This window comes from Gallaecimonas pentaromativorans, from assembly GCF_003751625.1.
Lineage (GTDB): Bacteria > Pseudomonadota > Gammaproteobacteria > Enterobacterales > Gallaecimonadaceae > Gallaecimonas > Gallaecimonas pentaromativorans.
This window is the reverse complement of record NZ_RJUL01000007.1, coordinates 152,371-177,350: the sequence shown is the minus strand read 5'-3', so window position 1 is coordinate 177,350 and position 24,980 is coordinate 152,371. Positions and strand designations below refer to the sequence as shown.

Annotated in this window: 26 protein-coding genes; 13 read left to right on the top strand and 13 right to left on the bottom strand. The window is 58.9% G+C overall.

All coding sequences use genetic code 11. The annotated features are described in order from the left end of the window. Positions 1–33 precede the first annotated feature (33 nt). Both rsmD and EDC28_RS13930 read left to right on the top strand, forming a co-directional pair. Positions 34–609: a 16S rRNA (guanine(966)-N(2))-methyltransferase RsmD gene (rsmD, locus tag EDC28_RS13935; RefSeq protein ID WP_123422012.1), complete on the top strand. Its 576-nt coding sequence runs from the start codon at positions 34–36 to the stop codon at positions 607–609. Continuing rightward, positions 609–857, top strand: coding sequence for a DUF1145 domain-containing protein (locus tag EDC28_RS13930; RefSeq protein ID WP_050659555.1), 249 nt, complete (start codon positions 609–611; stop codon positions 855–857). The genes rsmD and EDC28_RS13930 overlap by 1 nt, the downstream gene beginning before the upstream one ends. A 5-nt stretch (positions 858–862) precedes the next feature. Here EDC28_RS13930 and EDC28_RS13925 read toward each other — a convergent pair whose 3' ends face one another. From EDC28_RS13925 to EDC28_RS13910, 4 genes are all read right to left on the bottom strand, one after another. Continuing rightward, a complete protein-coding gene (locus EDC28_RS13925; protein WP_123422096.1) occupies positions 863–1,462 on the bottom strand; it encodes a YhgN family NAAT transporter in 600 nt (199 codons plus the stop codon). Between the two features lie 158 nt (positions 1,463–1,620). Next, on the bottom strand, positions 1,621–2,190 hold the full coding sequence (locus tag EDC28_RS13920) for a YjaG family protein (RefSeq protein ID WP_050659556.1): 570 nt from the start codon (positions 2,188–2,190) through the stop codon (positions 1,621–1,623). A 55-nt stretch (positions 2,191–2,245) separates the two neighbouring features. Next, positions 2,246–2,440, bottom strand: a complete 195-nt coding sequence (locus EDC28_RS13915) for a hypothetical protein (protein ID WP_148049857.1) — start codon at positions 2,438–2,440, stop codon at positions 2,246–2,248. 111 nt (positions 2,441–2,551) lie between these two features. Continuing rightward, on the bottom strand, positions 2,552–2,800 hold the full coding sequence (locus tag EDC28_RS13910) for a GlsB/YeaQ/YmgE family stress response membrane protein (protein ID WP_123422011.1): 249 nt from the start codon (positions 2,798–2,800) through the stop codon (positions 2,552–2,554). 296 nt (positions 2,801–3,096) lie between these two features. Here EDC28_RS13910 and EDC28_RS13905 point away from each other — a divergent pair, with 296 nt between their 5' ends. The 3 genes from EDC28_RS13905 to EDC28_RS13895 all read left to right on the top strand — a co-directional run bounded on the left by EDC28_RS13905 (position 3,097) and on the right by EDC28_RS13895 (position 5,290). Continuing rightward, positions 3,097–3,627 (top strand): dihydrofolate reductase family protein, encoded by a 531-nt coding sequence (locus tag EDC28_RS13905; protein WP_123422010.1) that lies wholly within the window; start codon positions 3,097–3,099, stop codon positions 3,625–3,627. A 3-nt stretch (positions 3,628–3,630) separates the two neighbouring features. Next, positions 3,631–4,968 (top strand): DNA recombination protein RmuC, encoded by a 1,338-nt coding sequence (locus tag EDC28_RS13900; RefSeq protein ID WP_050659560.1) that lies wholly within the window; start codon positions 3,631–3,633, stop codon positions 4,966–4,968. 118 nt (positions 4,969–5,086) lie between these two features. Beyond that, the gene (locus EDC28_RS13895; RefSeq protein WP_050659561.1) at positions 5,087–5,290 is read left to right on the top strand and encodes a DUF1107 family protein; all 204 of its coding nucleotides are present in this window, start codon (positions 5,087–5,089) and stop codon (positions 5,288–5,290) included. An 11-nt stretch (positions 5,291–5,301) separates the two neighbouring features. Here EDC28_RS13895 and epmA read toward each other — a convergent pair whose 3' ends face one another. Further along, the gene (gene epmA, locus EDC28_RS13890; protein WP_123422009.1) at positions 5,302–6,282 is read right to left on the bottom strand and encodes an EF-P lysine aminoacylase EpmA; all 981 of its coding nucleotides are present in this window, start codon (positions 6,280–6,282) and stop codon (positions 5,302–5,304) included. Positions 6,283–6,319: 37 nt separating this feature from the next. After that, a complete protein-coding gene (locus tag EDC28_RS13885; RefSeq protein WP_170164132.1) occupies positions 6,320–7,114 on the bottom strand; it encodes an RMD1 family protein in 795 nt (264 codons plus the stop codon). 52 nt (positions 7,115–7,166) lie between these two features. Between EDC28_RS13885 and add the strand changes: the two genes are divergently transcribed. Further along, on the top strand, positions 7,167–8,159 hold the full coding sequence (gene add / locus EDC28_RS13880; RefSeq protein ID WP_123422007.1) for an adenosine deaminase: 993 nt from the start codon (positions 7,167–7,169) through the stop codon (positions 8,157–8,159). A 24-nt stretch (positions 8,160–8,183) separates the two neighbouring features. Here add and hemN read toward each other — a convergent pair whose 3' ends face one another. The 5 genes from hemN to EDC28_RS13855 form a co-directional block, all read right to left on the bottom strand. Further along, positions 8,184–9,542 (bottom strand): oxygen-independent coproporphyrinogen III oxidase, encoded by a 1,359-nt coding sequence (gene hemN / locus EDC28_RS13875; protein ID WP_123422006.1) that lies wholly within the window; start codon positions 9,540–9,542, stop codon positions 8,184–8,186. A 67-nt stretch (positions 9,543–9,609) separates the two neighbouring features. After that, the gene (locus EDC28_RS13870; protein WP_050659566.1) at positions 9,610–10,050 is read right to left on the bottom strand and encodes a DUF2489 domain-containing protein; all 441 of its coding nucleotides are present in this window, start codon (positions 10,048–10,050) and stop codon (positions 9,610–9,612) included. Beyond that, positions 10,047–10,550 carry a Der GTPase-activating protein YihI gene (gene yihI / locus EDC28_RS13865; protein WP_170164131.1) on the bottom strand — a complete coding sequence of 168 codons (504 nt, stop codon included), beginning with the start codon at positions 10,548–10,550 and terminating at the stop codon, positions 10,047–10,049. Before yihI ends, EDC28_RS13870 begins: the two co-directional genes overlap by 4 nt. Before the next feature lie 15 nt (positions 10,551–10,565). Continuing rightward, on the bottom strand, positions 10,566–11,198 hold the full coding sequence (locus EDC28_RS13860; RefSeq protein ID WP_050659568.1) for a class I SAM-dependent methyltransferase: 633 nt from the start codon (positions 11,196–11,198) through the stop codon (positions 10,566–10,568). Between the two features lie 498 nt (positions 11,199–11,696). Next, positions 11,697–12,320, bottom strand: a complete 624-nt coding sequence (locus tag EDC28_RS13855; protein WP_050659569.1) for a c-type cytochrome — start codon at positions 12,318–12,320, stop codon at positions 11,697–11,699. 200 nt (positions 12,321–12,520) lie between these two features. Between EDC28_RS13855 and yihA the strand changes: the two genes are divergently transcribed. Further along, positions 12,521–13,177: a ribosome biogenesis GTP-binding protein YihA/YsxC gene (gene yihA / locus EDC28_RS13850; protein ID WP_050659570.1), complete on the top strand. Its 657-nt coding sequence runs from the start codon at positions 12,521–12,523 to the stop codon at positions 13,175–13,177. A gap of 538 nt (positions 13,178–13,715) precedes the next feature. Here the strand turns inward: yihA and polA are convergent. Beyond that, positions 13,716–16,481, bottom strand: a complete 2,766-nt coding sequence (gene polA / locus EDC28_RS13845) for a DNA polymerase I (RefSeq protein ID WP_123422004.1) — start codon at positions 16,479–16,481, stop codon at positions 13,716–13,718. 420 nt (positions 16,482–16,901) lie between these two features. On the opposite strand from polA, the gene elbB reads away from it, so the two are divergent. The 4 genes from elbB to EDC28_RS13825 all read left to right on the top strand — a co-directional run bounded on the left by elbB (position 16,902) and on the right by EDC28_RS13825 (position 22,549). Then, positions 16,902–17,552, top strand: coding sequence for an isoprenoid biosynthesis glyoxalase ElbB (elbB, locus tag EDC28_RS13840; RefSeq protein ID WP_123422003.1), 651 nt, complete (start codon positions 16,902–16,904; stop codon positions 17,550–17,552). Positions 17,553–17,599: 47 nt separating this feature from the next. After that, a complete protein-coding gene (locus EDC28_RS13835) occupies positions 17,600–20,101 on the top strand; it encodes a diguanylate cyclase domain-containing protein (RefSeq protein ID WP_123422002.1) in 2,502 nt (833 codons plus the stop codon). A 225-nt stretch (positions 20,102–20,326) separates the two neighbouring features. Next, positions 20,327–20,941 (top strand): helix-turn-helix transcriptional regulator, encoded by a 615-nt coding sequence (locus tag EDC28_RS13830; protein ID WP_336391539.1) that lies wholly within the window; start codon positions 20,327–20,329, stop codon positions 20,939–20,941. Positions 20,942–20,959: 18 nt separating this feature from the next. Next, positions 20,960–22,549 (top strand): EAL domain-containing protein, encoded by a 1,590-nt coding sequence (locus EDC28_RS13825; RefSeq protein WP_123422001.1) that lies wholly within the window; start codon positions 20,960–20,962, stop codon positions 22,547–22,549. Here the strand turns inward: EDC28_RS13825 and EDC28_RS13820 are convergent. Further along, complete coding sequence (locus EDC28_RS13820; RefSeq protein WP_050659576.1) at positions 22,464–23,105, bottom strand: 7-cyano-7-deazaguanine/7-aminomethyl-7-deazaguanine transporter; 642 nt, start codon at positions 23,103–23,105, stop codon at positions 22,464–22,466. The two genes, EDC28_RS13825 and EDC28_RS13820, sit on opposite strands and share 86 nt — an antisense overlap. 101 nt (positions 23,106–23,206) lie before the next feature. On the opposite strand from EDC28_RS13820, the gene EDC28_RS13815 reads away from it, so the two are divergent. Then, complete coding sequence (locus tag EDC28_RS13815) at positions 23,207–23,890, top strand: phosphatase PAP2 family protein (RefSeq protein WP_123422000.1); 684 nt, start codon at positions 23,207–23,209, stop codon at positions 23,888–23,890. A 103-nt stretch (positions 23,891–23,993) separates the two neighbouring features. Further along, on the top strand, positions 23,994–24,980 hold the full coding sequence (locus EDC28_RS13810; protein ID WP_123421999.1) for a response regulator: 987 nt from the start codon (positions 23,994–23,996) through the stop codon (positions 24,978–24,980).

Below are 24,980 nucleotides of genomic sequence, written 5' to 3'. Positions count from 1 at the left end.
GCGTTAGTCTAACCCGGAGGGCAAAGAACCGCCATGGCAGTCAAAGGCAATAGCGGACAAATTCGCATCATTTCCGGCCTTTACCGGGGACGCAAGCTACCGGTGCAGGATCTTGAAGGGCTCAGGCCCACCACCGACAGGGTCAAAGAAACCCTCTTTAACTGGCTGCAAGGCCAGACCCAAGGCGCCAAGGTGCTGGACTGTTTTGCCGGCGCCGGCGCCCTCGGTTTCGAGGCCCTGTCCCGGCACGCCGCCAGCCTGGTGCTGGTGGAAATAGATAAAAATGCTGCCCGCCAACTGGTCGACAACCTGGCGCGCCTGGATGCCAAAGCCGGGCATGTGGTGCAGGCCGATGTGCTGGACTGGCTGGCCAATACCCCGGCCGAGCCGGCCGACCTGGTGTTTATCGACCCACCCTTTGGTAAGCAACTGGCTGCCCCGACCCTGTCCCTGCTGGAATCCGGTGGCTGGTTAAGTGATGGCGCCTGGGTCTATGTGGAAGTGGAGAAAGGGCTCGATTTCACCTGGCCATCGAACTGGCGGCTGCACCGCGAACTCAATGCCGGCCAAGTGCAGGCCAAACTGTTTCAACGAGAGGTAACTGAATAATGCTGATGGTTAAAAAGCTGATGATGCTGGTGGTCTGGGCGGTGTGTTTTATCAACCTGGTTCACCCCTTCGAAGCGCCCCTTAACACCTTGTTTTACATCGTGCTGGCGGTAGTTACCGTGCTACACGCCGTGCTGGTGGCCCTGGTCAGCAAAGCCATCACCCTCGATGGCAAGGCCAGGTTCAACCTCTTTGTGTTTGGCAGTATTGCCATGGCTGCCATGAAGAAGGACTTACTGGGTAAGTAAGCCCGTTAGCCCGCTATCGGGTTGTCCAGATAGTGGGCTATGCCATCGAGCAGCATCTGCACTGAAATCATCACCAGAATCATGCCCATCAGCCGTTCCATGGCGGTGAGGCCACGTTCACCCAGCACTTTCATCAGCACTTCCGAGCACAGCAGTATCGCGGCGTTGACCGCCCAGGCGCCGACCAGGGCCAGGGTCAACAGCCCCAACTGGTTGGGAACCTGGTTGGACATCAAGATCAGTGACGCCAGGATGGAGGGGCCAGCCATCAGTGGTATCGCCATGGGCACCAGGAAGGGTTCTTCACCCACGGCAAGGCCGGTCAGGCCGCCTGGGCTTGGGAAGATCATCTTGATAGCGATAAGAAACAGGATGATACCGCCGGCAATGGACACCGATTCCTGCTTGAGCCCCATGAAATGCAGCACCGTGTCGCCACCGAACAGGAACACCAGCATGATGATAAGGGCCAGGCACAACTCGCGGATCAAGATGATGCGGCGGCGCTTGGGGGGCAGGTGTTTGAGGATGGAGATAAACACCGGCATGTTGCCAAGGGGGTCCATGATCAGAAAGAGGGTGACGGCGGCGGCGAAAAAGTCCATGTAATTCAGGGTCTGCAAGGCTGGGGGCTGACCAAGATGGTAAATGAAAGCCGCCGAAATTGCGTCCCTATCTGCGCAGACTGTGGTTAAAGCGACATAGAAAATTTTTAAGGGCGGGGCGGGACAAAGGTAAGCCGCCGGAGCGGCTTGAACCTCTTTTACTCTTCCAGGGCGATGCCGAGGTTGGAGATGCCGTCGTTACGGCCCAGTTGCCGGGCCTGGCGGAAGCTGTCCTCGTCGGGGTCATCGGTCAGCAGCGCCAGCAGTTGATCCTGAAAATCGCGCTCTTCAAGCCACAGCGGCTCTTGGTCCAACTGGCTGTAGTCGAGGGTGGTCTCGGCCTGGATATTCAAATAGAACTGCACCGAGCCACGGGACAGGCGGCTGACATCCAGCGCCGGCTGTTCGTCTTTGTCCTGCATCGCTGCCAGTACCGCCAGCACCGCCATGTAGGTGTCCAGCGCCGGGTAAACGCCGAAAAAATCATGGTCGTCGGGCTGTGGTTCAAGCTCTTCGAGCTTGAGCTGCTGCTTTTCAAAGTTGATTTTGGCTTTGGGGGTCAGCAGTTTTTCCCAGACCGTATCCAGGGCGGATTGCAGGGCGTGGCCGGCTTCCGATTGCTCGGTGAGCTCGGCGAACAGGATGAAATTGGGCATCATCCGTTGGGCCAGGGCGGCGGCAAAGGCCCGTTGGGCCAGGGGCGTCAGTTGCTCTAATTGTTTTTCCATGGGCACGGCTCTTGAAAGTCGCCGACCATTGTAGCCGCTGGATGATGCCTTGTCGTCAATGAGCTCGGCCGCGGCGCAATAGGTGCTGGTAGCCGAACCAGCAAGCGCTGATGGCAAAAATCACTGCCAAAGGCAGCCAGGCAGCAACCGAGGCCTCCAGCACCGCCACCACCAGCAGCACAAAGCTCATGGACAGCAGGGTCAGGGTTTCAAAGTAATCGAGTTTCAACCGTTGAAGCCAGTTTTTCATGGGCAGTACCTCCTCTTTGGGTGCCGCCATTGTCCTTACTTTGTACTGGCCGTTTTTTGCGCTGGCGCAAGAGAAGTTCTGTTATTGAGTTGTTGCCGCCTTTGTTGGGGCTTAGCGTTTGATGCCGCGATAAATGGCCAGCAGTACCAGGGCGCCTACCACGGCGGTGAAGATGCTGCCGAGGTTAAAACCGGTTGCCGGGCCAAAGCCCAAAAAGGTGCCTACCCAGCCGCCCACAAAGGCGCCGGCCACACCCAGCAGCACCGTTATTACGCAGCCACCACCGTCGCGGCCGGGCATGATCCACTTGGCCAGAATGCCGGCCACCAGGCCGAGAATGATCCAGGTAACGATCCCCATTTTTGCTCCTGTCCTTTAGGGTAAGGTAATGAGTTAACGCAACTATTTTGCCTAAGGCAAGCGGTGGGCGCAGCCTGTTCAGCCCCCTGGTCATCTGGCTGGCTTCGAAGGAGTGCTCTGGCAAGTCGCGCCTATTCATGTAAAAAGGCGGCTGGTGATTGGCCCAAAGCCGCTATGGCCGCCCGGGGTAAGCCTAGGTGCACTATGGCCGCAAAACCGCGCTTTGTGGGGCGGCAGCCAGAAAAACCTATAAATAAAACATCAACTTAGCCATTGATGCACGGAGCATAGCAAAGATGTCTACCCGCCCTGTCGTGACCCTGTATATCGCCATCAGCCTCGATGGTTACATTGCCGGCCCCAAGGGCCAGCTGGAGTGGCTGGCCCAGGTGGAAACCCCCGGCGAAGACTACGGCTACAGCGCCTTTGTCGCCGGTGTCGACGGCCTTATCATGGGGCGAAACACCTATGAAGAGGTGCTGACGCTTGGCGCCTGGCCCTATGAAGGCAAACCGGTTTACGTGCTGACCAGCACCGACAATCTACAAGGCGGTCCGGTGAGCCCCTTTACCGGTAGCGCCGCTGAGCTGCTGCAAGGCCTTGAGGGCCAGCACCGTCAGTTGTGGCTGGTGGGCGGCGGCCAGACCCTCAAAGGATTCCTGGACGCCGGCTTGGTGGACGAGGTTATCCTGTCGCTGATCCCGGTGACGTTGGGGGAGGGCATACCGCTCTTTTTACCCACCGGCCGCCAGCAGCAATGGCAGCTGGCCGGTATCAAGACCTTCGATAGCGGCCTGGTGCAACTTCATTATCACAAGCAGGATTGACCCATGACCGAGACCCAATGGCTGGCTGCCACCCTGACCCTGGGGGCTTTGGCGCTGCTGCTGGCCCTGGCTTTTTGGCAAAGCCGGCGCGCCCTCCATGCCGGCAACCTGGCCCTTGGCAGCCTGCAAAGTCGTTATGAGGCCCAGTCTGAGCGGCTTGAGGCCTTGCAGGCCGAGCGCGACGCCCAGCTCGACACCCTTGAAGAAACCCGCCTGGAGCTGGCCCGCAGCCAGCAGCACCGCGCCGAATTGCAGGCCCGGCTCGAAGAGCAGCAAAAGGCGGCCCAGGAGAAGCTCGCCACCTTACAAAACGCCGAGCAGCGCTTGTCCGAGCAATTTCAGAACCTGGCCCAGCGCATTTTCGAGCAAAAGGCCGAGGCCTTTTCCAAGCAAAACAACGACAGCCTGCAAAACCTGCTGGCGCCCCTTCGCCAACAACTGGGGGACTTTCACAAGAAGGTCGACACCGTTTATGACAACGAGCGCCTGCAGCGCCAGGGGCTGATGAACGAGCTTAAGGCCCTCAAGGAGCTGAACCGGCAGATGAGCGAGGAGGCCAGCAACCTCACCCGCGCCCTCAAAGGGGACAAAAAACTCCAGGGCAACTGGGGCGAGATGGTGCTGAACCGGGTGCTGGAAGAGTCGGGGCTGCGCAAGGGCCACGAATTTGATGTGCAGGTGGCCCTCAAAGACGAAGCGGGCGAGCGCTTTATCCCCGATGTGGTGGTGCACCTGCCCGACGACAAAGACATCATCATCGACTCCAAGGTGTCGCTGGTGGCCTATGAGCGTTATTTCAGCGCCGAAGACGAGCTGGAAAAAGAAGCGGCCCTGCGCACCCATGTGCAGGCCCTTCGCCAGCATATCCGCAGCCTTGGCGGCAAGGATTACGAGCGGCTCAGCGGCGTTAACGCCCTGGATTACGTGTTGATGTTTATCCCCATTGAGAGCGCCTTTTTTGCCGCCATGGAGGCTGACCAAAGCCTCTTTACCGAGGCGCTGCAAAAAAACATCCTGATGGTCAGCCCCACCAATCTGCTGGTGGTGCTGCGCACCATCAAAAGGGTGTGGAGCTACGAGCAGCAGTCGCGCAACGCCCAAGAAATAGCTGGCCGCGCCGCTGCCTTGTACGAGAAATTTGTCGGCTTTGTCGAAGACTTAGAAAGGGTTGGCGCCGCCCTCGACAACACCCAAAAGCGCTATGGCGAAGCCATTGGCAAGCTGTCGGCCGGCAAGGGCAACCTGGTGCGGCAAACCGAAATGCTGCTGGAATTGGGGGTGGAGCCAAAGAAAACCCTGCCAGAGGATCTGCGCCAGCGGGCCAGGGCCTTGGATAACTGAAAACTGACCAAGGCCACATTTACCAAAAACGCGCTGAACCGGGCCGGTTTGACGCGGTCCATAACACTGTCATCTAGGGCCGTTAGGCTTTGGCCGTCTTTCCTGGGAGGAGCAGGTTGTGCGTAGGTTTCCCCAATACCATGTCAAGCAAGTTGCCAAACATGTCGCTGCCTTTTTTGAAGGGGTTATCTGGATCAAGGGTGTGGGCGCTTTTCGGTTTCAGCGTGGCCGAATGTTGCCGCCGGGGCGCCCCAGCACCGAAAAGTTGCGGGTAGTGGCGGAAGTGAACCGCCACATCACCAGTTTGCGAAGCCCCGCCTGAGCGGGGCCGCCTCAGGCCCTGGCCAGGGTAAAGGGCATCACCTGGCTGATGTTGCTGGCGCCCAAAATCACCATCAGTAGCCGGTCTACCCCCAGCGCCACCCCGGCGCATTCCGGCATCCCGGCGGCCAGGGCATCGGCCAGGCGCAAGTCGGGATTATTATAGGGCCGCCCCAACTGGCGGCGCGTTTCTCCATCGGCCAGCAAGCGCCGGCGCTGCTCGGCGGCATCGGTCAGCTCGAAATAGCCGTTGGCCAGCTCTACCCCCTTGATAAAAAGCTCGAAGCGGCAGGCAACCTGATGGCCTTCATGGTCGGTTGCGGTGCGGGCCAATGCTGCCTGGCTGGCGGGGTAGTCATATAAAAAGCTCGGGCCCTGCTGGCCGAGGCTGGGCTCGATAACAAAGCTCACCAGGAGGTTCAGCAGGGTGTCGCGGTCGGTCTCGGCCTCGCCGTAATGGGCGTGCTGCTGGGCCAGCTGTTGCAGCACTTCCAGGCTGGCGGTGTGGGGGTTGATGCCCAAGGTACGTTCAAAGGCTGCCAGGTAGCTGACCTTTTCAATGCTGCCGGCGTCGATGCCGGCCACCGCCACCAGCAGCTCGGCAATCTCAGCCATCAACTGGTGGTGGTCCATCCCCAACCGATACCATTCGAGCATGCAGAACTCGCTGTTGTGGCGGCTGCCGGCTTCTTCGTTACGAAACACCTTACCCAACTGATAAATGGAGCCCGCGCCTGCGGCCAGCAGCCGCTTCATGGCAAATTCCGGCGAGGTTTGCAGGTAAAGGGTCTGGCCCTTGGGTGCCAAGGGGCCGGTGTAGGTGGTGGTCATCACCTCGATGTGGGGGTCGGAGATACTGCCTTGGGACAAGATCGGTGTGTCCACTTCCAAGACGTCGCGGGCGGCAAAGAAGGCGCGGATATCGGCGAACAGCCGGGCCCGGCGCTTGAGGGCGTCAAGGGTACATTGGGGTTGCCACTGAGTGTCTAACATGGCCGGGGCTCCAGAAAGGGGCGCACAAGATAGCGCATCAAATCCAGCCAAGGTAGTCGTGGAAGATAAAGATGAGGATCTCGCTGCTGATAAGCCAAATGACAATCCACTCTAGGAAGCTCGAATGCTTGTGGTGCTCCTCATCGGCGAGGATCTCCAGCAGCTCGCCAATCACTTCCAGGCGTTTGTTGAGGATCTCCAGGCGGCTGTCCAGCTCCTGGTTGGCGCGGGTCAGGTTGTAATAAGGGTCCAGCTCCGGGTGGTCCCAGAAGAAATCGGGCTTATCCAGCAAATCAAAGTGCAGGTTGACCTGGCTTTTGGCGAGATACAGCCGCCCGCGCAGCACCGCCAGCTTGCGCCGGGGCAGGCGGATCTTGCCCTTGCTGGCCAGGGTTTCCGGGATGGGCGAAGTTTCTTTGATGGTGGCGGCAACCTGCTCTTCAAAGGCCTCCAGTTTCACCGACTGCGCCAGGGCGTGGCTGACCGCCAATTTATGGAGCGGGTCGTCTTCGGGAAACTGGAAGTGGTCATGCTTGATGGTCAGGCGGTCAAGCTGGGGGTTGCCGGCAAAGCTGATCTCGTCGCGGGTGGCACGGATGGGCCCTTCTACCGCCGGGCCCAGCTCTTTACAAATGGCCAGGGCGTTGTCTTCTTCGATACCCCAACAGACCAGTACCCCGTAGTGGAATACCACGCACTCGCCTTGGCGCATTTTCACCAAGAAGGCATCGCGCAGCCGCTGAACCTGGCCGATGGTGGCCAATTTTGGCGATAAAACATCCAGATCGAAGCGATCACCCAGACAATAGCTAAAGCAAGCGCTGTGGCTCATAAAAGGCATCCGTTACACTGTGGCTATCCACAAGCATAAGCGGATACCCGTGATGATTGATAAGACTTTTCCTCTGGTGGATATCCACCGGCACCTGGATGGCAACGTCCGCCTTGGCACCATAGTGGAGTTGGCCAGGCGTTTTAACGTGCCGTTGCCCGCCCAGGACGAAGCGGGCATGAAGCCGTATGTGCATGTGATTGAAAACGAGCCGAGCCTGGTGGCCTTTTTGGCCAAGCTGGACTGGATGGTCAAGGTGCTGGGCGATGTGGATGCCTGCTACCGGGTGGCTTACGAGAACGTCGAAGACGCCGCCAAGGTGGGCATTGACTACACCGAGCTACGCTTTAGCCCCTGGTATATGGCCATGAGCCATAACCTCGACCCCAACGCGGTGGTAGAGGCAGTAGCCGCTGGCGTTGCAGCCGGCAGCCGCGACTTTGGCGTTAAAACCAACCTGATTGGCATTATGAGCCGCACCTTCGGCACCGCGCAGTGCCAGCGCGAATTAGACGCTATTTTGGCCCACCGCGACCAGCTGGTGGCGGTGGACTTGGCCGGTGACGAGCTGGGTTTTCCTGGCCCCCTTTATGAGCCGCACTTTCGCCAGGTGCAAGATGCCGGGCTCAAGGTCACGGTTCACGCCGGTGAAGCGGCGGGGCCGGAGTCGGTGTGGCACGCCATCCGGGAGCTTGGCGCAGTGCGCATCGGCCATGGCGTGAAAGCGGTAGAAGACCCGAAATTGCTGGCCTATCTTGCCGAGCACCATATTGGTATCGAGTCTTGCCTGACGTCCAACATCCACACCTCCACCGTGGCAAGCTACGCGGTGCACCCCATTACCACCTTCCTGGCGAGCGGCATCAAGGTCAGCCTGAACACCGATGACCCTGGGGTCAGCGCCGTGGAATTGGATCACGAGTATGAGGTGGCGGCCCCTAAAGCGGGCTTGAGCCTTGAGCAAATACAGGCTTGCCAGCGCCATGGCCTGGCCATGAGCTTTTTGAGCGAAGCCGAGAAAAAGGCGCTTATCGCCGCTAAATAAAGAAGGGGCCGGTTGGCCCCTTCTTTATATCACCCGAGAAAAGCGGTGCTGCTGCACCGTCTTGCGAAGGTGAACATCAAAGGCGGTGGCAATGGTGCGCACCAGCAGCCGGCCTTGCTCGGTTACCCCTAGGCCCTGTTCGTCTACTTCCACCAAGCCATCGCTGATAAAGGGCGCCAGCAGCGCGCAGTCATCACTAAAATAATGCCTGCTGTCGATACCGAAGCGGGCATCAAGGGCTGCCCAGTCGAGCCTAAAATGGCACAGCAGGTTGTGAATGGCAGCGGCGCGAATGTGGTCGTCCTCGCTCATCTGGTAACCCTTGGCCCGGGCATGGCCCTGACTGGCGGTGGCGTCTTGGTAATCCTTGATGCTCTTCTCGTTCTGCACGTAAAGCCCCCCCACCTTGCTGATGGCAGAGGCCCCCAGGGCCAGCAACTCGCAGTCGCCGTCGGTGGTATAGCCCTGGAAGTTACGGTGCAGCCGACCCTGCTGCTGGGCCAGAGCCAGCTCGTCACCGGCCTTGGCGAAGTGGTCCATGCCGATAAAGTGGTAGCCGGCGTTGGTGAGGGTTTCGATGGTCACCCCCTGCATGCGCAGCTTCTCCTGTGGCCCGGGCATGGTGTCTTCTTTGATGCGGCGCTGGGCCGGGAAGCGCTCGGGCAGGTGCGCGTAGTTGAAGATGGAGAAGCGGTCTGGCGCCAGGGCTAGGGCATGGTTCAGGGTGTGGCCGAAGGACTGGGCGTTCTGGTGGGGCAGGCCGTAGATGAAATCCAGATTGATGGAGCTAAAGCCCAAGGTGCGGGCGCGGGCCATGATGGCGGCGATTTTCTCGGTGCTTTGGATGCGGTTGATGGCCGCCTGCACTTTGGGGTCAAAGTCTTGTGCGCCCATGGACAGGCGGCTAAAGCCGAGCTCTGCCAGCCAAGTAAGGTCGTCCACTTCCAGCGCCCTTGGGTCTATTTCGATGGCGCCGATAAAGTCGTCGGCAAAGTGGAAGTGGCCTTTTAACAGGCCAATCAGCCGGCGCATCTGCTGCTGGCTCAAGAAGGTCGGCGTGCCGCCCCCCAGGTGCAGGTGATGCACGGTAAAGGGGCCAAACAACTCGGCCTGGTAGGCAATTTCTTTTGCCAGGTGGTCGAGGTAGATATCGGCCTTGTGGCTGTGGCGGGTGACTATCTTGTTGCAGCCGCAGTAGTAGCACATCTCCCGGCAGAACGGGATGTGCACATAGAGGCTGAGCTTGCGCGAGGGGGCGGCCTGGATGGCGGCGCGCCACTGATCGCCCCGCACCGCGCCATCAAAACTGAGCGCCGTGGGGTAGGAGGTGTAGCGGGGAGCGGCCATATCGTAACGGCGGATAAGGGCAGGATCGAATTGCATGGACGACTCCTCACAGTAAAGAGGGCGCCAGTATGGCGCCCTCGGGTCGGAGTCGGCTTGATCTGACTCAATGAGTCAGGTTTTTGAGCACCCGGGCTTCTTCCTTGATAGCAGCGGCCAGCTCTCGCTCCCAGGCTTCCCGTTGGCGGTCCTGCTGGCGGCGCTCTTTTTTGTCCATGTTGTTGCGGGCTTCATGGGTAGGCATGTCCTTGACCCTGTCGTAGAGGTCAAAGAGTGCCGGGAACTGCTCCTGGTAAGACTTATAGGGCAGCAGGTGGTCGGTCAGCACTCTAATGCGGATGGCGCCTTCGGAGAAGTCGCATTGCTCTTCGAGCATGGAGGCGGCGATGATGCGGATGCTTTTGAGCAGCTTCTCGTTGTGCTCGGCCAGGAACGCCTCTTCTTTTTGTTTTTGGGCTTTGAGCATAAACAGCAGCTTGCCGGCGTAGAACGCCAGGCCAATCACCACCAGGGTGCCCACCAGGGCTGCTATGGCCCAAAAACTCATACCGGTTGCTCCTCGTCATCCCAGTCGATGTCGTCCATCAGCTCGTCGTCGTCATCGACGATACCAAGCTCCGCCATCAGCTTCTCGATTTTGGCGGTGGTCTGCTCGACGTAACTTTCGTCTTCGCTGCTGATCTCTTCGCCCTCGTCGAGCATGTCCAGCAGGGTGTTGAGCCGCTCGTCGTTCTCCAGGCTCTCCAGCAGGGCCGCTTTGGCGGCTTGGTCCAGCTCAGGCTTTTGCTGCTGCGGCTTGGCTTTGGCCTTAGGCGGCTCAGCGGCCTTGGGGCTGACCAGCGCCACCGGCTTGGTAGAGCCGATGCGTTTGTCTTTGTTCTGGCCTTTGGCATTAGAGCTGCCACCTGTCGCTGTGGCATACCCATGGCGACTGCCAGACTTATTACCCACCTTGTGCTTTTTGCCTTTGGCGGTGCTGAGCTGGGTGTTGCCGGTATCGACTTTCTTGGAGGCGCCCGACTTACCTGGGGCCCGTGTTTTTTTCATTCGGGTCATCTGTGCCTACCTTTTTTGCAGCAGCAACACATCGTTATCCACCCGCTGCCAGGTAAAGCCAAAACGCTTGGCCAGCCAGGCAAAGGTGGCTTCACTGTGGAAGCTCACGTGGGTGGGGTCATTTTTGTAATGCCAGTTGGCAAAACGTTGTTGATTGATCACCAGTTTGGTCATCACCCCAAGCCAGCCGCCGGGTTTAACCAGGCCAGCCAGGGTTTCCCAGCTTTGGGCCGGGTGATTAAAGTGCTCCACCACCTCGGTGCAGGTGACAAAGTCATATTGCCTCGTTAGCGGTTCTGGGTGATTGGCGTAAAACGGATCGTACAGCGCCATGGTCATGCCCGCTTCGCGCAGCATGGCTGCCAGGGCAGGGCCGGGGCCACAGCCAAAATCTAGCCCACCGCTGCCTACTGCCACCTTGGCCAGCAGCGGCGACACCAGTCTTGATAAGAACCGGCGGTAGCCGGGGTCATCAGGCTGGTTGTCGTGAATGTCATACAGTGCCTTTTCCCCTGCCGCATCAAGATGGCTGGCCGGATCGGCAGACACCAGCGCGCAATCGCCACAGCGAAAATATCGGCGCTTGGCGTCACTATGGAAGTCGGTAACCGGGCTTTGGCAGAGGGGGCATGAGTGCATGGGGGTATTTTACGGGAGTGCGGAATAAAGAAAAAGGCGATGCTCATGCTATCGCCTTATCCCTTGTGCCTAATATTGACACCTTTCCCATCGTGTTTGACCGCTATTGTTATTTTTCGGTCTAACGGGCTTCCATCTTTTTGTTTCCAGCTTTCCTTGCATGATTATTATTTTTACGCCGCTCCTGGCGCTTTCTCTGTCATCCCTGGAGGCTTGGGACCTTCATGGTCGCCTTACCCCTTTTTCTCGGTTGATTAGCGCTTTTCCCACAGGTTTGTCGATGCTGGCCATCCTGACCTTATTACCGTTTCCTTCGCTTGGGCGCCCGTGCCGTGGGCAACCCTGCAAACCTTGCGACGCGGTTGAAGTTACTCCCAGCACCCTGGGGGTTCAACCCTTGAAATAGGCATATTGTTAAAGCATTGCCAAAATTTCGTACTGGATCACAGTTATCGGAAACGTCACCGAAGGTTGGCTTTTCATCCGATCGCAAATGCCTTAATGGAGCCCTGCGAGGTAATTTGCCAACAGTTGGATGTCATTATCCGTCAACTTGGCTGCAACATCCCGCATCACGTGGTTGGGGTCATTTTGACGCTGCCCAGCCCGGAACTTTTCCAGCTGCGCTTTGATGTATTCAGGGTATTGCCCTGAAATATCGGGATATTTAGCAAGGCCAAGGCCGTTGCCATCGGGGCCGTGGCAGGCGGTGCAGGCGGTGATGCCTCGGGCCAGATCGCCGCCCATATACAACTGGCGGCCTTGGGTCACGTCGGCTTTTGGGGTTTTGCCCTGCACCGGCTTCTGGCTTTCAAAATAGGCAGAGATGTCGGCCATATCTTGGGGCGACAGCGACGCAGCCATGGCGCTCATCACCGGGTCATAACGGCCTTCCTTGCCCCCTGAGGTCAGGCCGAGTTTGAGATCGGCCAATTCCTTGATCATGTAGCTGGCATGTTGGCCGGCCAGCCGTGGGTACATGGCAACCGGGCTGTTGCCATCCACACCGTGGCAGGCGCCACAAACGGCAGATTTGGTTTGTCCAGCCTTGGCATCGCCGTCGGCGGTCGCGGTGCCCGAGAGGCCACCAAGCATCAAAGCGGCAACGAGGAGTTTTTTCATACTGTCCACATTCGCGGTGTTGGCAGATGCACACCGTGCAGCCTTTTGTGGCTCTGCCATGTTAGAATTCTGGCCATTGGCCCAAGGCTCGTGATAACGAACCCGGCCCTGCTGCTAAGCCTCTGATACAACAACCAGAGTTGCCCGTAAGTGTACACAATATTTACCGCCTGTCTTGATGGCCGGGCGCCGGAGTACTGATGAATCCAATCCCTGAAATCGACTTTCGCCAAGCCAGATTTATCACCTCTGCGCCTGATATTCGCCACCTGCCCCGTAATGAAGGGGTGGAAATAGCCTTTGCCGGGCGCTCCAACGCCGGTAAATCCAGTGCCCTGAATGCCATTACCGGGCAAAAGCAGCTGGCCAGAACCTCCAAAACCCCGGGCCGTACCCAGCTTATCAACCTGTTTAGCCTGGCCGACCCGCGCCATTGCCTGGTGGATTTACCCGGCTACGGTTTTGCCAAGGTGCCGCTGGAAATGAAGGAAAAGTGGCAGGCGAGCCTGACCGAGTACTTGGAAAAGCGCGAATCCCTCTGTGGCCTGGTAGTACTGATGGATATCCGCCATCCCTTCAAGGACATCGACCAGGATCTCATCTTCTGGGCGGTGGAGTCTGGCCTGCCGGTGCTGGCGATTCTCACCAAGGCCGACAAGCTCAAAAGCGGTGCCCGCAAGGCTACCGTACTGCAATGTAAGGAAGCAGCTCTGGCGTTTGGGGGGGATGTAACGGTGATGGCGCTGTCTGTGCTCAAGGGCTTGGGCATCACCGAGGTGCGCCGTCATCTGGCCGGCTGGCTGAGCCAGGTGGATGCCGACCCGGAAGCGGAAGACGAGCCGCAACACGAAGAGTAATAACGAGAAAGGGCCCTTCGGGGCCTTTTTTGTGGCCGGAAAAAAAGCAAAAAAAACCGGTGGTCGAGACCACCGGAGAGAAATATTAGCTTATTGGGGGAGAAGCTAATATGTCAGCAGAAAATCACCACAAGCTTGCAGAACAAGCATTGAGGTTATGCAGCAACTTCAAGGTACAACACTTTTTCGCCGATTTGAAGTATTTGCTCTAAAAAAATTCATCCAACCGGGTTTATACCGCTACAGGCCAGTAAAGACGGGGCCTGTTTCCGTGAAAGTTTTTTGGGCGCCAGGCAAAAAAAACGCCCCGCTCGTTTGAGCGAGGCGGCTTATGTAGCCAAATCCACTACGTGAAACAAAGACCCGTTACTAAGAAGGGGCCTTCTGTACCCTACGCCACGCAGTGTAGCGATCCCCTGTTCAGATTAAAAGCACTTTTTGTAGTTAATTTTCATCTTTGCGCCATATATGAAAATTTTAACCGGGTTATTGAGCTGCTTTCTCAGTAATCAGTAAAAATATTACAGCCTTAGGTAAGTTAGTGAGCTTCATCCCAGGTGGCACCCATACCTGGTTCGACCACTAACGGCACCTTCAGCTCGGCGGCTTGCTGCATCAGCTGGCTTACCTTGGCGCCAGCCTGCTCGGCAAAGTCGGCGTCCACTTCCAGCACCAGTTCATCGTGCACCTGCATCAGCAGTTTGACCTTATCGGCGGCCTCCTGGGTAACCCAGGCGTCGACGGCGATCATGGCCTTTTTGATGATATCGGCGGCGGTGCCCTGCATGGGCGCGTTGATGGCGGCGCGCTCGGCGGCCTTTTTACGGGCCTGGTTGCGGGCTTTTATCTCTGGCAGATAGAGGCGGCGGCCAAACAGGGTTTCCACATAGCCTTTTTCTTCGGCTTTTTGGCGGGTGCTTTCCATGTACTCCAGCACGCCGGGGTAGCGCTCGAAGTAGGTGTTCATGTAGCCCTGGGCTTCATTGCGGCCAATATCGAGCTGGCGGGCCAGGCCAAAGGCCGACATGCCGTAGATAAGGCCAAAGTTGATGGCCTTGGCGCGGCGGCGCTGCTCGCTGGTTACGGTATCCAGCTCGACTCCGAACACTTCGGCGGCGGTAGCGGCGTGAATATCCTTGCCTTGGGCAAAGGCATCTAACAGGCCCTTATCGCTAGACAGGTGCGCCATGATACGAAGCTCAATCTGGCTGTAATCGGCGGCCAGCAGCACCCGCCCTTTTGGGGCCACAAAGGCCTGGCGGATCCGCCGCCCTTCTTCGGTGCGAACCGGGATGTTTTGCAGGTTCGGATCGGAGGACGAGAGCCGGCCGGTAGCGGTGACTGCCTGGTGATAACTGGTGTGGACCCGGCCGGTTTTGTCGTGGATCAGCAGCGGCAGTTTGTCGGTGTAGGTGGATTTGAGCTTGGCCAGGCCCCGGTACTCGATGATCACCTTGGGCAGCGGATAGTCGTGGGCCAGTTCCTGAAGTACTTCTTCGGCCACCGACGGCACCCCGGACGGAGTCTTTTTCAGCGGTTTGATGCCCATTTTGTCAAAGAGGATGGCCTGTAGCTGCTTGGGGCTGCCGAGGTTGAACTCTTCACCGGCTATTTCAAAGGCTTGCTGCTCAAGGGCGGCGATGCGCTCGGCCAGCTCTTCGCTTTGCTTGGCCAGCAGGGTCTTGTCGATCAGCACCCCATTGCGCTCCATGCGCGACAGCACCGGCACCAGCGGCAGCTCGATATCGCAGAGCACCGATTTGAGGCTGGCGTCCTGTTCCAGCTTTGGCCACAGATGCTGATGCAGTCGGAAAGTGACATCGGCGTCTTCGGCGGCGTACACGGCGGCGTCGGCGATGGCGACCTGGTCGAAGGTCAGCTGTTTGGCGCCTTTGCCGGCGATGTCCTCAAAGCTGATGGCTTTGTGAGACAGATACTTGAGAGACAAGCTGTCCATGTCGTGGCGGCCGGCCACGGAGTTGAACACGTAGCTCTCGAGCATTGTGTCAAAGGCGATACCGCGCAGGGTAATGCCGTGGTTGGCCAGCACGCTCATGTCGTACTTGAGGTTCTGGCCCACCTTTTTATGCGCGTCGCTCTCCAGCAGGGCGCGAAAGGCGTCCAGTACCTGGCTGCGGTCCAGCTGCGGAGTTTCATCCAGCAGGCTGTGGCCGAAGGGAATGTAAGCCGCTTCGCCGTCGGCCAGAGCCACGGAAAAGCCCACCAGATCGGCCACCATGTAATCCAGGGCGGTGGTTTCGGTATCAAAGGCAAATAGCGCGGCCTTTTCCAGCTTGGTTATCCAGGCACCAAGGGCGGCCTCGGTGTTCACCAACTCGTAGCTGCTGCGGTCAATGCCGGCGGGGTCGGCCACGGGTTCCTCGGGCTCGGCCGCCGGGGCAACAGCCTGCTCTGGGGCCTTGCCGTCCAGCACGTCGGCCAGCCAGCGGCGAAACTCCATCTTGCCGTACCATTCCACCAGGGCGTCGCGGTCTTCGGGTTTGATGGTCAAGTCCAACTGGTCTTCGCTCAAATCCACGTCGGTTTTGATGGTGGCCAGCAGGTAAGAAAGGCGCGCCTGCTCTTCGTTTTCTTCGAGCTTTTTGGCCATGGTCTTGGCGCCACGAAAGCTCAGCTCGGCGATTTTGTCGAGGTTTTCATAGAGCGCGTCCATGCCGCCAATGCCTTGCAACAGGCCAAGAGCGGTCTTCTCGCCAACCCCGGGCACGCCGGGAATGTTGTCTACCTTGTCGCCCATCAGTGCCAGGAAATCGATGATGAGTTCGGGGCCAACCCCGAATTTGTCCACCACCCCGGCCGGGTCCAGCACGGTATCGGTCATGGTGTTGATCAAGGTCACCTTGTCGTCCACCAATTGCGCCATATCCTTGTCGCCGGTGGAGATCAGCACGTGGCGGCCTTCAGCCGAGGCTTTTTTGGCCAGGGTGCCGATGACATCGTCCGCCTCGACCCCTTCAATGATGATCAGCGGCAGCCCCATGGCCTTAACCAAGGCATGCAGCGGAGCCACCTGGCTGCGCAGGTCATCGGGCATGGACGGGCGGTGGGCCTTGTACTGCTCGAACAATTCATCGCGGAAGGTTTTGCCCTTGGCGTCAAATACCACCGCCATTTCACTGGGCTTGAATTGGCGCAGCAGGCTTTTGAGCATGTTGACCACGCCATAGACGGCGCCGGTGGGCTCGCCCTGGGAGTTGGTCAGGTGCGGCGGCGCGTAGTAGGCGCGGTAAAGATAAGAAGAGCCGTCGACCAGAATAAGGGGGTTTTCAGGGATGCTTGCCATGATGGAGTCCAGATGATCCTTGTTTGCGCCAAGGATGCCATAGGGGCGCCATGGAGGGAACGTGAAGGCACCATCAACCGGCCTTGCTCGGCAGCAGCTAAATCTGTGGATAAGTCTGTTGAATAACCACGACACCAGCCACCTGCTAAGCAAGTGTCTGCTTAATGTACTGCTTGGAAAGGCCCGCCACAGCTGGGCTGGAATTTGCACTTGAACGAGATGGGGAAGTGTGGATAGCCGTTCCCTGCTTGTGAATAACCTCGTTCCATCAAGTCACATTTTTGTTATGGCTGGCACCACAACAAGAGACCAGTCTAGCATTGCCCAAAAGATGTGCAATAGGCATTTGGCAAACTTTGCGATCAGTGACAGTGATCCGGTCAAGTGGCTACCATACGAGCTGAGACTAGGGAGGCTGAAATGAAAAAAGTGGCTGTTATTTTAAGCGGTTGCGGTGTTTTTGATGGCGCCGAAATTTACGAGTCGGTGCTGACGCTACTGGCCTTGGCCGAGGCTGGCGCCCAGGTGCAGTGCTTTGCGCCCAACATGGCCCAGCATCATGTGATCAACCACATCACCGGCGAAGAAATGCCCGAGCAGCGCAACGTACTGGTGGAAGCGGCCCGTATCTGCCGTGGCAATATCCAGGATCTGGCGGGCCTCAAGGTGGCCGATTTTGATGCGATTATCCTGCCCGGTGGCTTCGGTGCCGCCAAGAACCTCAGCGATTTCGCTTTTGAGGGCGACGACTGCCAGGTGCAGAGTGATGTGTTGGCTGCCTGCCAGGATTTTGCCAAGGCCGGTAAGGCCGCAGGTTACATCTGCATTGCTCCGGCCATGTTGCCCAAGGTATATGGCCCCGGCGTAAAAGGCACCCTGGGTAACGACGCCAGCACGGCCGATGCTTTCAACGCCATGGGCGGTGAGCACCAGGTGCGGGCTGTTAACGAGATCTGTGTCGATGAAGCAAACAAAGTGGTATCTACCCCCGCCTACATGCTGGCCGGCTCCATTCTTGAAGCGAAAAGCGGCATCGACAAGCTGGTGCACAAGGTTTTGGCGCTGGCATAGGCTAAGCTACCTTACTTGGCCCTAAAAAATGCAAGGAGCACAGTGACTTGAGTACGACTTACCTGCAAAGGTTGTTGATTGTCACTTTTGCTTATTGGGCCGCCGGCCTGCTAGGTTCCTACCTGTCGCTGCCCGGCGACGCCGTTTCTCCGTTCTGGCCTGCCGCCGGGGTGGCTCTGGCCGCCCTACTGCTGTGGGGGCCGGGGATGTGGCTTGGCGTGTTGGCCGGCGGTTTGTTGATCCAGTTTCAAGTGGCCCATTTGGCTGCCCTGCAGCAGGGCTGGGAGCCGGTGCTGCTGGCCTTTTGTGCTGTGGCGCAGGGCCTGGTGGGGGCTTGGCTACTTGGTTTTCAGCGCCAGTGGCAACTGCTGTCTGGTAGCGAGATCTTTCGGCTGATGGCCAGAGGTGCACTGCTCAGCGCTGCGGTGGGGGCCAGTCTCGAGCTGCTGGTTACGCTGCTGAGTGCGGCGCCATCCAGCCATGGCAACTTGCCGGCGTTGGTGATCAATTGGACCGGCAACGCCCTTGGCATCGCCTTGGTCGCCCCTATCTGTTTGTTGTGGGCCAACGGGACGGCGCTGGGCCGCCTGCTTTGGACCTCCATTCCCATGGTGCTGGTCAGTGCTGCCTTGATATGGGGCGTACAACAATTGGTGGACAGCCGGGTCAAGCAGGTCAGCATCGAGCTTAATCGCCAGGCCGATGTATTGTCTGAGGCGCTTAAAGCCCGCTGCGACCACTACCTGCAGTCTCTTACCGGCCTGATGCAGATCTTTCGCGGCTCTGAATATGTCTCCCGTGAGGAGTTTCGGGTGGTGGCCGACGAACTGCTGGCCGAGTTACCGGCGATCAATGCCATTGGCTGGTTGCCGAGGGTGGAGGTGAGCCAAAAAGCGGCGTTCGAGGCCAGCGCCAGCCAGGAGCTTGGCAAGGCTTATCGTATCCAGCCCCCGGCCGATGACAGTCACTGGCTGCAGGAAGCCAGCAGCAGCGTGATTTACCCGGTGCTCTATATCGAACCGCGCCAGGGCAATGCCGCTGTGCTGGGGTTCCTGCCCGGCACTTCGGAGGGTGCCGCCATGGCCATGACCCAGGCCATTCGTTCCGGCAAGGTGGCCATGGGCGAAGTGGGTGAGCAAAACATCGGCTTGGTGTTCCGGGCCGCCATGGGACAGGACGGCAAGGTGATGGGGCTGGTGTTTGCCAAGTTGGATGTCGGCCTGCTGTTGGCCGCCACCGAAGAGGCGATACGCAACGCCCCGTTGCGGCTGTCGGTACAGGATGACAACACCCGCCAGTTTATCCTGGGCCAGGCCGAAGTGGGCGGTGGCCTGCATGCCCACCGCAGCGTTCAGGTGGGTGGCCGGCTGTGGCGCCTGGATTTTCAGTATCAACAGCCTTATGTGCTTGACGTGGTGCAGGCTGGCCTCGGCCTGATGTTGATAGGGGGCCTGCTGCTGGTGGTGGTGATTGGCAGCACCGTGCTGCTGGTAACAGGCCAAACGAGCTTGGTGGGCCAGGAGGTAGCCAAGCGGACCCGCGAGCTGCAGGCGGTAAACCAGCAGCTGCGGGAGAACGAACACTTTTTGAATTCACTGGTGGACAATCTGCCCCTGAGTCTGCAGGTAAAAGAGGCCAAGGGGCTGCGCTTTAAAAGGGTCAACAAGGCCTGCGAGACGCTGTTTGGCCAGTCTCGCCAGGCGCTGGAAGGCCAGGATGATGCCAGCCTGTGGCCGCCGGAGGTGGTGGCCTCCCTCAACCGGGATGACCGCCAAGCCTTGGCTGGCGAAGAGCGCACCATGGTCAGCGAGGAAAGGCTGCCCACGGTCAAAGGCGAGCGCTGGTTTCGCACCTTGCGGGTACCGGTGCTGGAGCCCGATAACGCCAGCAGCCACCTGCTGATTTTGCGTGAAGACATCACCGAAGCCCTCAACAACGAGGCGCGGGTGCAGGAGCTGAATGTGGCCCTGGCCGAGCGCAACAGCGAATTGTCGGCGGCCAACCATCAGCTGGAGCAGCTGTCGCGTATCGATGCTTTGACTCAAGTCGCCAACCGCCGGGTGTTTGATGAAGAGCTGGCCAACGAATGGCAACGCTGCGCTCGCCATCAGTTGCCCCTAGGAGTGATGATGCTGGATGTGGATCACTTCAAGCGCTTTAACGACGCTGTCGGCCACCTTAAAGGAGACGTCTGCTTGCAGCGCATCGCCCAGTTGCTGAGTGCGGCTATCCAGCGCAGCAGCGATCTGGTGGCCCGCTTTGGTGGTGAGGAATTTGCCGTTATTCTGCCGGGCTCAGACCTTGCCGAAGCACAATCGCTGGCGGAAAAGGTGCTCGACACCGTGCGTCAGGCGGCACTGGCGCACCCCGACTCGCCCCTGGGGCCTCATGTCAGCGTGTCAATCGGCATTGCCTGCGGTTACCCGGTGCAGCACGACGGCACCGAGCGCCTGCAGCTGCTGGCCTTGGCCGATAAAGCGCTTTACCGGGCTAAGGCAACCGGGCGGGACCGCTGCCTGGCCATGGCTTGGCCAGAGAGTCACAGCTAAAAAAGAAGCCGGCTTGAGGGCCGGCTGTATTCCAATAGGAAGCAATGTGAGCAATGTCGTGCGATGCTGCCAAAGCGTCTGGACTGCATCAGTGCGTAGTGAGAACGCGATTCAAATAATAATTGTTCTCATTTAATTGTCAAGGGTGCTGCAGAGTTTTTCGCCAAGGGGCCAAGGTCGTTGAGTCTTTTGAGTGTTCACCCGCATAATGAGCCCATGCCCAGTATGAATCGCATCCTTTACCTATTGAAAACCCGGGGAGATCAGACCGCCCAAGCGCTGGCGGCTGACCTGGGAATGACCGCCATGGGCGCCCGCCAACACCTGCTGCTGGCCGAGCAGCAAGGCTTGGTGGAAAGCGTCATGGAAAAACGCAGTATTGGTCGCCCGGCCAGGGTCTGGTACCTCACCGAAGAAGGCCATGCCCGTTTCCCCGAGCGCCATGCCGACCTCACTCTCACCCTGATTGAGGGGGTTAAAACAGTGTTTGGCGAGCAGGGGCTCGACGCCCTCATTAGCCACCGTGAGCAGCAGATGGGCCAGGTTTACCAGCAGGCCTTGGCGGCAGAGTCCGGCCTTGAGGCCAAGATCCAGCGCCTGGCCGAGTTGCGCACTGCCGAGGGCTACATGGCAGAAGTTGAAGCGGACGGCAGCGAGCAGTGGCTGCTTATCGAAAACCACTGCCCCATCTGCACCGCAGCCCAGCAGTGCCAACAGTTCTGCCGCTCAGAACTGGCCCTGTTCAGCCAGTGCCTGGGCAGTGACGTGGAGGTAAGCCGCATCGAGCACTTGTTGCTGGAAGGGCGGCGCTGCGTTTATCGGATAGCGCCCAGACGCTAGCGACCAAGGGGGAGCCTGATGCCAAATCCGCTGAATGTGCTGAGCTCTCCCACCCGCCGCCGTGCTTTATTACTTAGCATGGTTGTCACGCTGATTGCCTTTTTGCTCCTTGGCTGGCTGATGAGTCAGCTTAGCAAGGCCGACGAGCGCCAACTGGCCATGGCCTCGGCCAGCCGCACCGAGCAGCTGTTCAACGACATGGTGCTGCCAGCTCGCCGCCAGTTGCTGGCGCTGGATAAACTCCGTCACCTGCCCTGTAGTGAGCTCAAGGACAAGCTGGCCAAGATGGCCGCCCTGGAAAAATACACCCGCTCCATCGCGGTTTTTTACCCCGACCATGTCTGCCACTCCTTCCTTGGCCGCCTCGACGAAAACCGCCTGGCCACTTGGGCACCACCGGAGCTTATCCATCAGCCCCTGACCCTGGTTGCCAGCAACCCCATAGTGCAAGACCGCCCAGCACTGCTGCTGTGGCGCGGCGAACCCGATTTGTCCCGGGGCGTGCTGGTGGTGATTGAAGGGCTGTATTTTTACGACTTGCTGGGCCAGGCGTCGCGGTTCTCCAACGATCAAGTGGCGCTGGTGGTGGGTAGCAAAGCCATGCTTGGCCTGCAAAAACAGGTGGTGGACGCCGCCAGCCTAGCGCCGGCCCTGGCGCGGATAAAAAGCCCCCAGGGGTTTGAAGTGCAGATCAGTGATGGCCACAGCCATAGCAGCGCCAGCCACTGGCGCTGGTTGCTGGCGGCTTTGGTGGCTGGGCTCTTGGGGCTGTTTTGCTACTTTGCCTTAAACCGCCGGGAAGGACCGAAGGCCGAGCTGAAAAGGGCCATGGAAAGGAACGAATTCTTCTTGCACTACCAGCCGGTGCTGGCCTTGGAGGACTTGTCGGTAACCGGCGCCGAGGTATTGATGCGCTGGCGCCACCCGGTGCAGGGCCTCATTGCTCCCGATATTTTTATCCGGGCGGCGGAAGACACCGGCCTAATCGTCGAGCTGACCCGGCACCTCTTTACCCTGCTTGAAAAGGAGCTGGCTCAATGGGAAGGGGGCAGGTTCAAGCTAGGAGTGAACCTGGCGGCCGAGCACCTGCACGATGGCACCCTGACCCGCGATCTGCTGGCCCTCAAGGGGCGGCTGCCAGCCAATATCCAACTGGTGGCCGAGCTCACCGAGCGCCAGCTTATCGGTGAAGATCCATTGGTGCTCAAGCAGCTGCAAGACTGCCGCGCCGCCGGTATTCAGATAGCCATAGACGATTTCGGCACCGGCCACAGCTCCCTTGCCTACCTGGAGCGGCTGCCGGTGGATTATCTGAAAATCGACAAAAGCTTTGTCTCGGCCCTCGATAGCGGCTCGGTGCAGGCGCCGGTGCTGGAGGCCATTATCCAATTGGGCCACCGCCTGGGTATGGAGTTACTGGCCGAAGGCATAGAGACCGAGCGTCAGGCCCAGTTTTTGCGGGCCAAAGGGGTAGAGTACGGCCAGGGGTATTTCTACGCCCGACCGATGCCAGCCCCCACCCTCAGGCAGTGGCTGGCGACCGCTGGCTCAGCCGCAGCAGCCAATTTAACAGCACTCCGTAAAGAGGCAGGAAAAAAGCCAGACTGATCAGCAATTTGAAGCCGTAATCCATCCAGGCGATTTGCAGCCAATGGGCGGCCATAAAGGGATCGTTGCTCTGGTAAAAGGCGGCCGAGAAGAACACCAGGGTGTCAAAAAGGTTACCCAGCACTGTCGAGGCGGCCGGGGCCAGCCACCAAGGGCCGTGGCGGCGTAGCCGGTTGAACACCTGCACGTCCAGCACCTGGCCCAGCACATACGCCAGGAACGAGGCCAGGGCAATGCGCGCCACAAAGAGGTTAAGGGCGCCCGCTTCGGCAAAGCCGGCGAAACTGCCTTGGGGAAACAGCACGCTGACCCCGTAACTGACAAAAAGCGCCGGCACCATCACCCAGAAGATCACCCGCCGGGCCAGCTCGGCCCCCAGCAATCTGACCGTCAAGTCGGTGGCCAGGAAGATAAAGGGGAAGGTAAAAGCGCCCCAGGTGGTGTGCAGGCCCCATAAGGTAAAGGGGATTTGGACCAGATAGTTGGAGGCGGTTATCACCAGGATATGGAAGGCAGCCAGCCAGCCAAGGGCCTGGCCTTTGGTTTGGATAAACATGATGCACCTTTTTGATATCGGGGTGAGGGAACCCGGGTTAAGGTTGTTGCCCGCTTTTTGGGCGGGGCGCTAGGTTAGTGCCAGTTACCAAGGAGATCAAGATGCCCGTTGTTGCCAGGCTGCTGTTGTTGACCCTGCTGCTGGCGCTATTGCCGATATTGACCTGGCTGTCCGGCTGGCACTGGCAAGTGGATGACGCCTCACCCTGGCTAAGGCCCCTTTACTGGCTGACCCTCACCGGTTCTGCGCCCTTTGCCATCGGCACCACCGCCCTGGTGCTGGCGCTGTTGTACCGGCGGCTCGGCTGGCGCCCGGCTGAGCTTGGCCGATACGGCCTTTGCCTGTGCCTGGCGCTGCTAGCAGGGCTGGGGGCAAAAGCGCTACTGAAATGGCACTTCAAGGAAGCCCGGCCCTACGTGCAGTATCTGGATAACACCCACGATACCGATTTCTACCAAGACGGCATTGCCACCCAAAAGCGCCTTATCGACACCGCCCCGGTGCCTGCTTGGCTCAAAGGCCATTGGCGCCATGAGCGCGGCTACGCCTTTCCCTCCGGGCACACCCAGTTTGCGGCCATGCTGGCGCTGTTTAGCGCCATTTTGCTGTGGCAGGCCAGGGCTTGGCTGGCGATGAGCCTGGTACTGGCCTGGGCGCTGCTGGTGATGGCATCGAGGTTGCTGCTGGGCATGCATTGGCCGCAAGACCTGCTGTTTTCCCTAAGCTTTGCCTGGTTGCTGGTGTGGCCGGCTCTGGTATTGGCGGGCGGAAATAAAACTTCCTAGGCAAAAATTAATATCCAGGTCACGCAAATGCTTTTTTTGGTTGACTGTCGCTGTATAAAGAACCGACACTATTGCACGTTTTTTGTTTAGGAAATGTTGACCTTTGGGACACAACGTCATCCTCTGTGACGATTCCCGCCTGGCTCGGAATTTTCTGGCCCGTTCTTTACCCAGCGGTTTTGCTGAGCAGCAGTACTTTGCCACCAGCGGCAAAGAGGCCCTGGATTTGGTTACGCAAGGCAAAGGGGATTTACTGTTTCTGGATCTGAACATGCCGGACCTGGATGGCTATCAGGTGCTGGCGCAGTTGCGTGCCCAGAATATCGACTGCCAGGTCATCGTCATTTCCGGAGATGTGCAGCCCAAGGCGCGCGAAAAAGTCATGGCCCTGGGGGCCCTGGCTTTCCTCCCTAAACCCTTAAGCCGCGAGCAGCTGCTGCAAGAGCTGCTCACCCTCGGCCTTATCGGCGAGAGCGATCTCAACGCTCCTGCCAGCCCCGGCGGTGAAGACCCGGCCATGGTCGACCGCATCGAAGTGCTGCGGGAAGTGGCCAACGTGGCCATGGGCCGTGCCGCTGGCACCATGGCTGGCATCTTCAATGTCTTTGTGCAAATCCCGGTACCCCGTATTCAGGCACTGCCGGCCCATGAAATCATCGCCCTTATCGACCAGTGGCAAGGCCAGCCCGGCCACCAGGTGATAAGCCAAGGCTTTGTGGGAGCGGGGATCTGCGGCGAAGTACTGGTGGAGCTATCCAGCGACGAAGCCCACAGCATGGCGGCGCTGATGGGCCTTGATGGTCAGCAGTCCCAAGAGCAGGCCTTGCTGGTGGAGCTGTCGTCCATCCTTACCGGGGTGTGCATTAAAAGCATCGCCTCGCAGCTGGAGCTGGCCTTCAGCCATGGCCACCCCATTATCCTTGGGCGTAACGAGCGGCGGCTTTTAAACGACATCAGCGATCAGTCGGTGCTTTGCATCCGCTTTGGCTACCAAATTCCGCAATACGATTTGAACCAGCAACTGATGCTGCTGGTCACTCCCTCCTCCCTGAAGAACCTGGAACGGCACCTTAGCCAATTGGTGAACTGA

Coding starts and splice junctions, on each gene's coding strand:
- rsmD (WP_123422012.1), top strand. CDS start 34: ATGGCAGTCAAAGGCAATAGCGGACAAATTCGCATCATTTCCGGCCTT.
- EDC28_RS13930 (WP_050659555.1), top strand. CDS start 609: ATGCTGATGGTTAAAAAGCTGATGATGCTGGTGGTCTGGGCGGTGTGT.
- EDC28_RS13925 (WP_123422096.1), bottom strand. CDS start 1,462: ATGGACTTTTTCGCCGCCGCCGTCACCCTCTTTCTGATCATGGACCCC.
- EDC28_RS13920 (WP_050659556.1), bottom strand. CDS start 2,190: ATGGAAAAACAATTAGAGCAACTGACGCCCCTGGCCCAACGGGCCTTT.
- EDC28_RS13915 (WP_148049857.1), bottom strand. CDS start 2,440: ATGAAAAACTGGCTTCAACGGTTGAAACTCGATTACTTTGAAACCCTG.
- EDC28_RS13910 (WP_123422011.1), bottom strand. CDS start 2,800: ATGGGGATCGTTACCTGGATCATTCTCGGCCTGGTGGCCGGCATTCTG.
- EDC28_RS13905 (WP_123422010.1), top strand. CDS start 3,097: ATGTCTACCCGCCCTGTCGTGACCCTGTATATCGCCATCAGCCTCGAT.
- EDC28_RS13900 (WP_050659560.1), top strand. CDS start 3,631: ATGACCGAGACCCAATGGCTGGCTGCCACCCTGACCCTGGGGGCTTTG.
- epmA (WP_123422009.1), bottom strand. CDS start 6,282: ATGTTAGACACTCAGTGGCAACCCCAATGTACCCTTGACGCCCTCAAG.
- EDC28_RS13885 (WP_170164132.1), bottom strand. CDS start 7,114: ATGAGCCACAGCGCTTGCTTTAGCTATTGTCTGGGTGATCGCTTCGAT.
- add (WP_123422007.1), top strand. CDS start 7,167: ATGATTGATAAGACTTTTCCTCTGGTGGATATCCACCGGCACCTGGAT.
- hemN (WP_123422006.1), bottom strand. CDS start 9,542: ATGCAATTCGATCCTGCCCTTATCCGCCGTTACGATATGGCCGCTCCC.
- EDC28_RS13870 (WP_050659566.1), bottom strand. CDS start 10,050: ATGAGTTTTTGGGCCATAGCAGCCCTGGTGGGCACCCTGGTGGTGATT.
- yihI (WP_170164131.1), bottom strand. CDS start 10,550: ATGAAAAAAACACGGGCCCCAGGTAAGTCGGGCGCCTCCAAGAAAGTC.
- EDC28_RS13860 (WP_050659568.1), bottom strand. CDS start 11,198: ATGCACTCATGCCCCCTCTGCCAAAGCCCGGTTACCGACTTCCATAGT.
- EDC28_RS13855 (WP_050659569.1), bottom strand. CDS start 12,320: ATGAAAAAACTCCTCGTTGCCGCTTTGATGCTTGGTGGCCTCTCGGGC.
- yihA (WP_050659570.1), top strand. CDS start 12,521: ATGAATCCAATCCCTGAAATCGACTTTCGCCAAGCCAGATTTATCACC.
- polA (WP_123422004.1), bottom strand. CDS start 16,481: ATGGCAAGCATCCCTGAAAACCCCCTTATTCTGGTCGACGGCTCTTCT.
- elbB (WP_123422003.1), top strand. CDS start 16,902: ATGAAAAAAGTGGCTGTTATTTTAAGCGGTTGCGGTGTTTTTGATGGC.
- EDC28_RS13830 (WP_336391539.1), top strand. CDS start 20,327: ATGAATCGCATCCTTTACCTATTGAAAACCCGGGGAGATCAGACCGCC.
- EDC28_RS13825 (WP_123422001.1), top strand. CDS start 20,960: ATGCCAAATCCGCTGAATGTGCTGAGCTCTCCCACCCGCCGCCGTGCT.
- EDC28_RS13820 (WP_050659576.1), bottom strand. CDS start 23,105: ATGTTTATCCAAACCAAAGGCCAGGCCCTTGGCTGGCTGGCTGCCTTC.
- EDC28_RS13815 (WP_123422000.1), top strand. CDS start 23,207: ATGCCCGTTGTTGCCAGGCTGCTGTTGTTGACCCTGCTGCTGGCGCTA.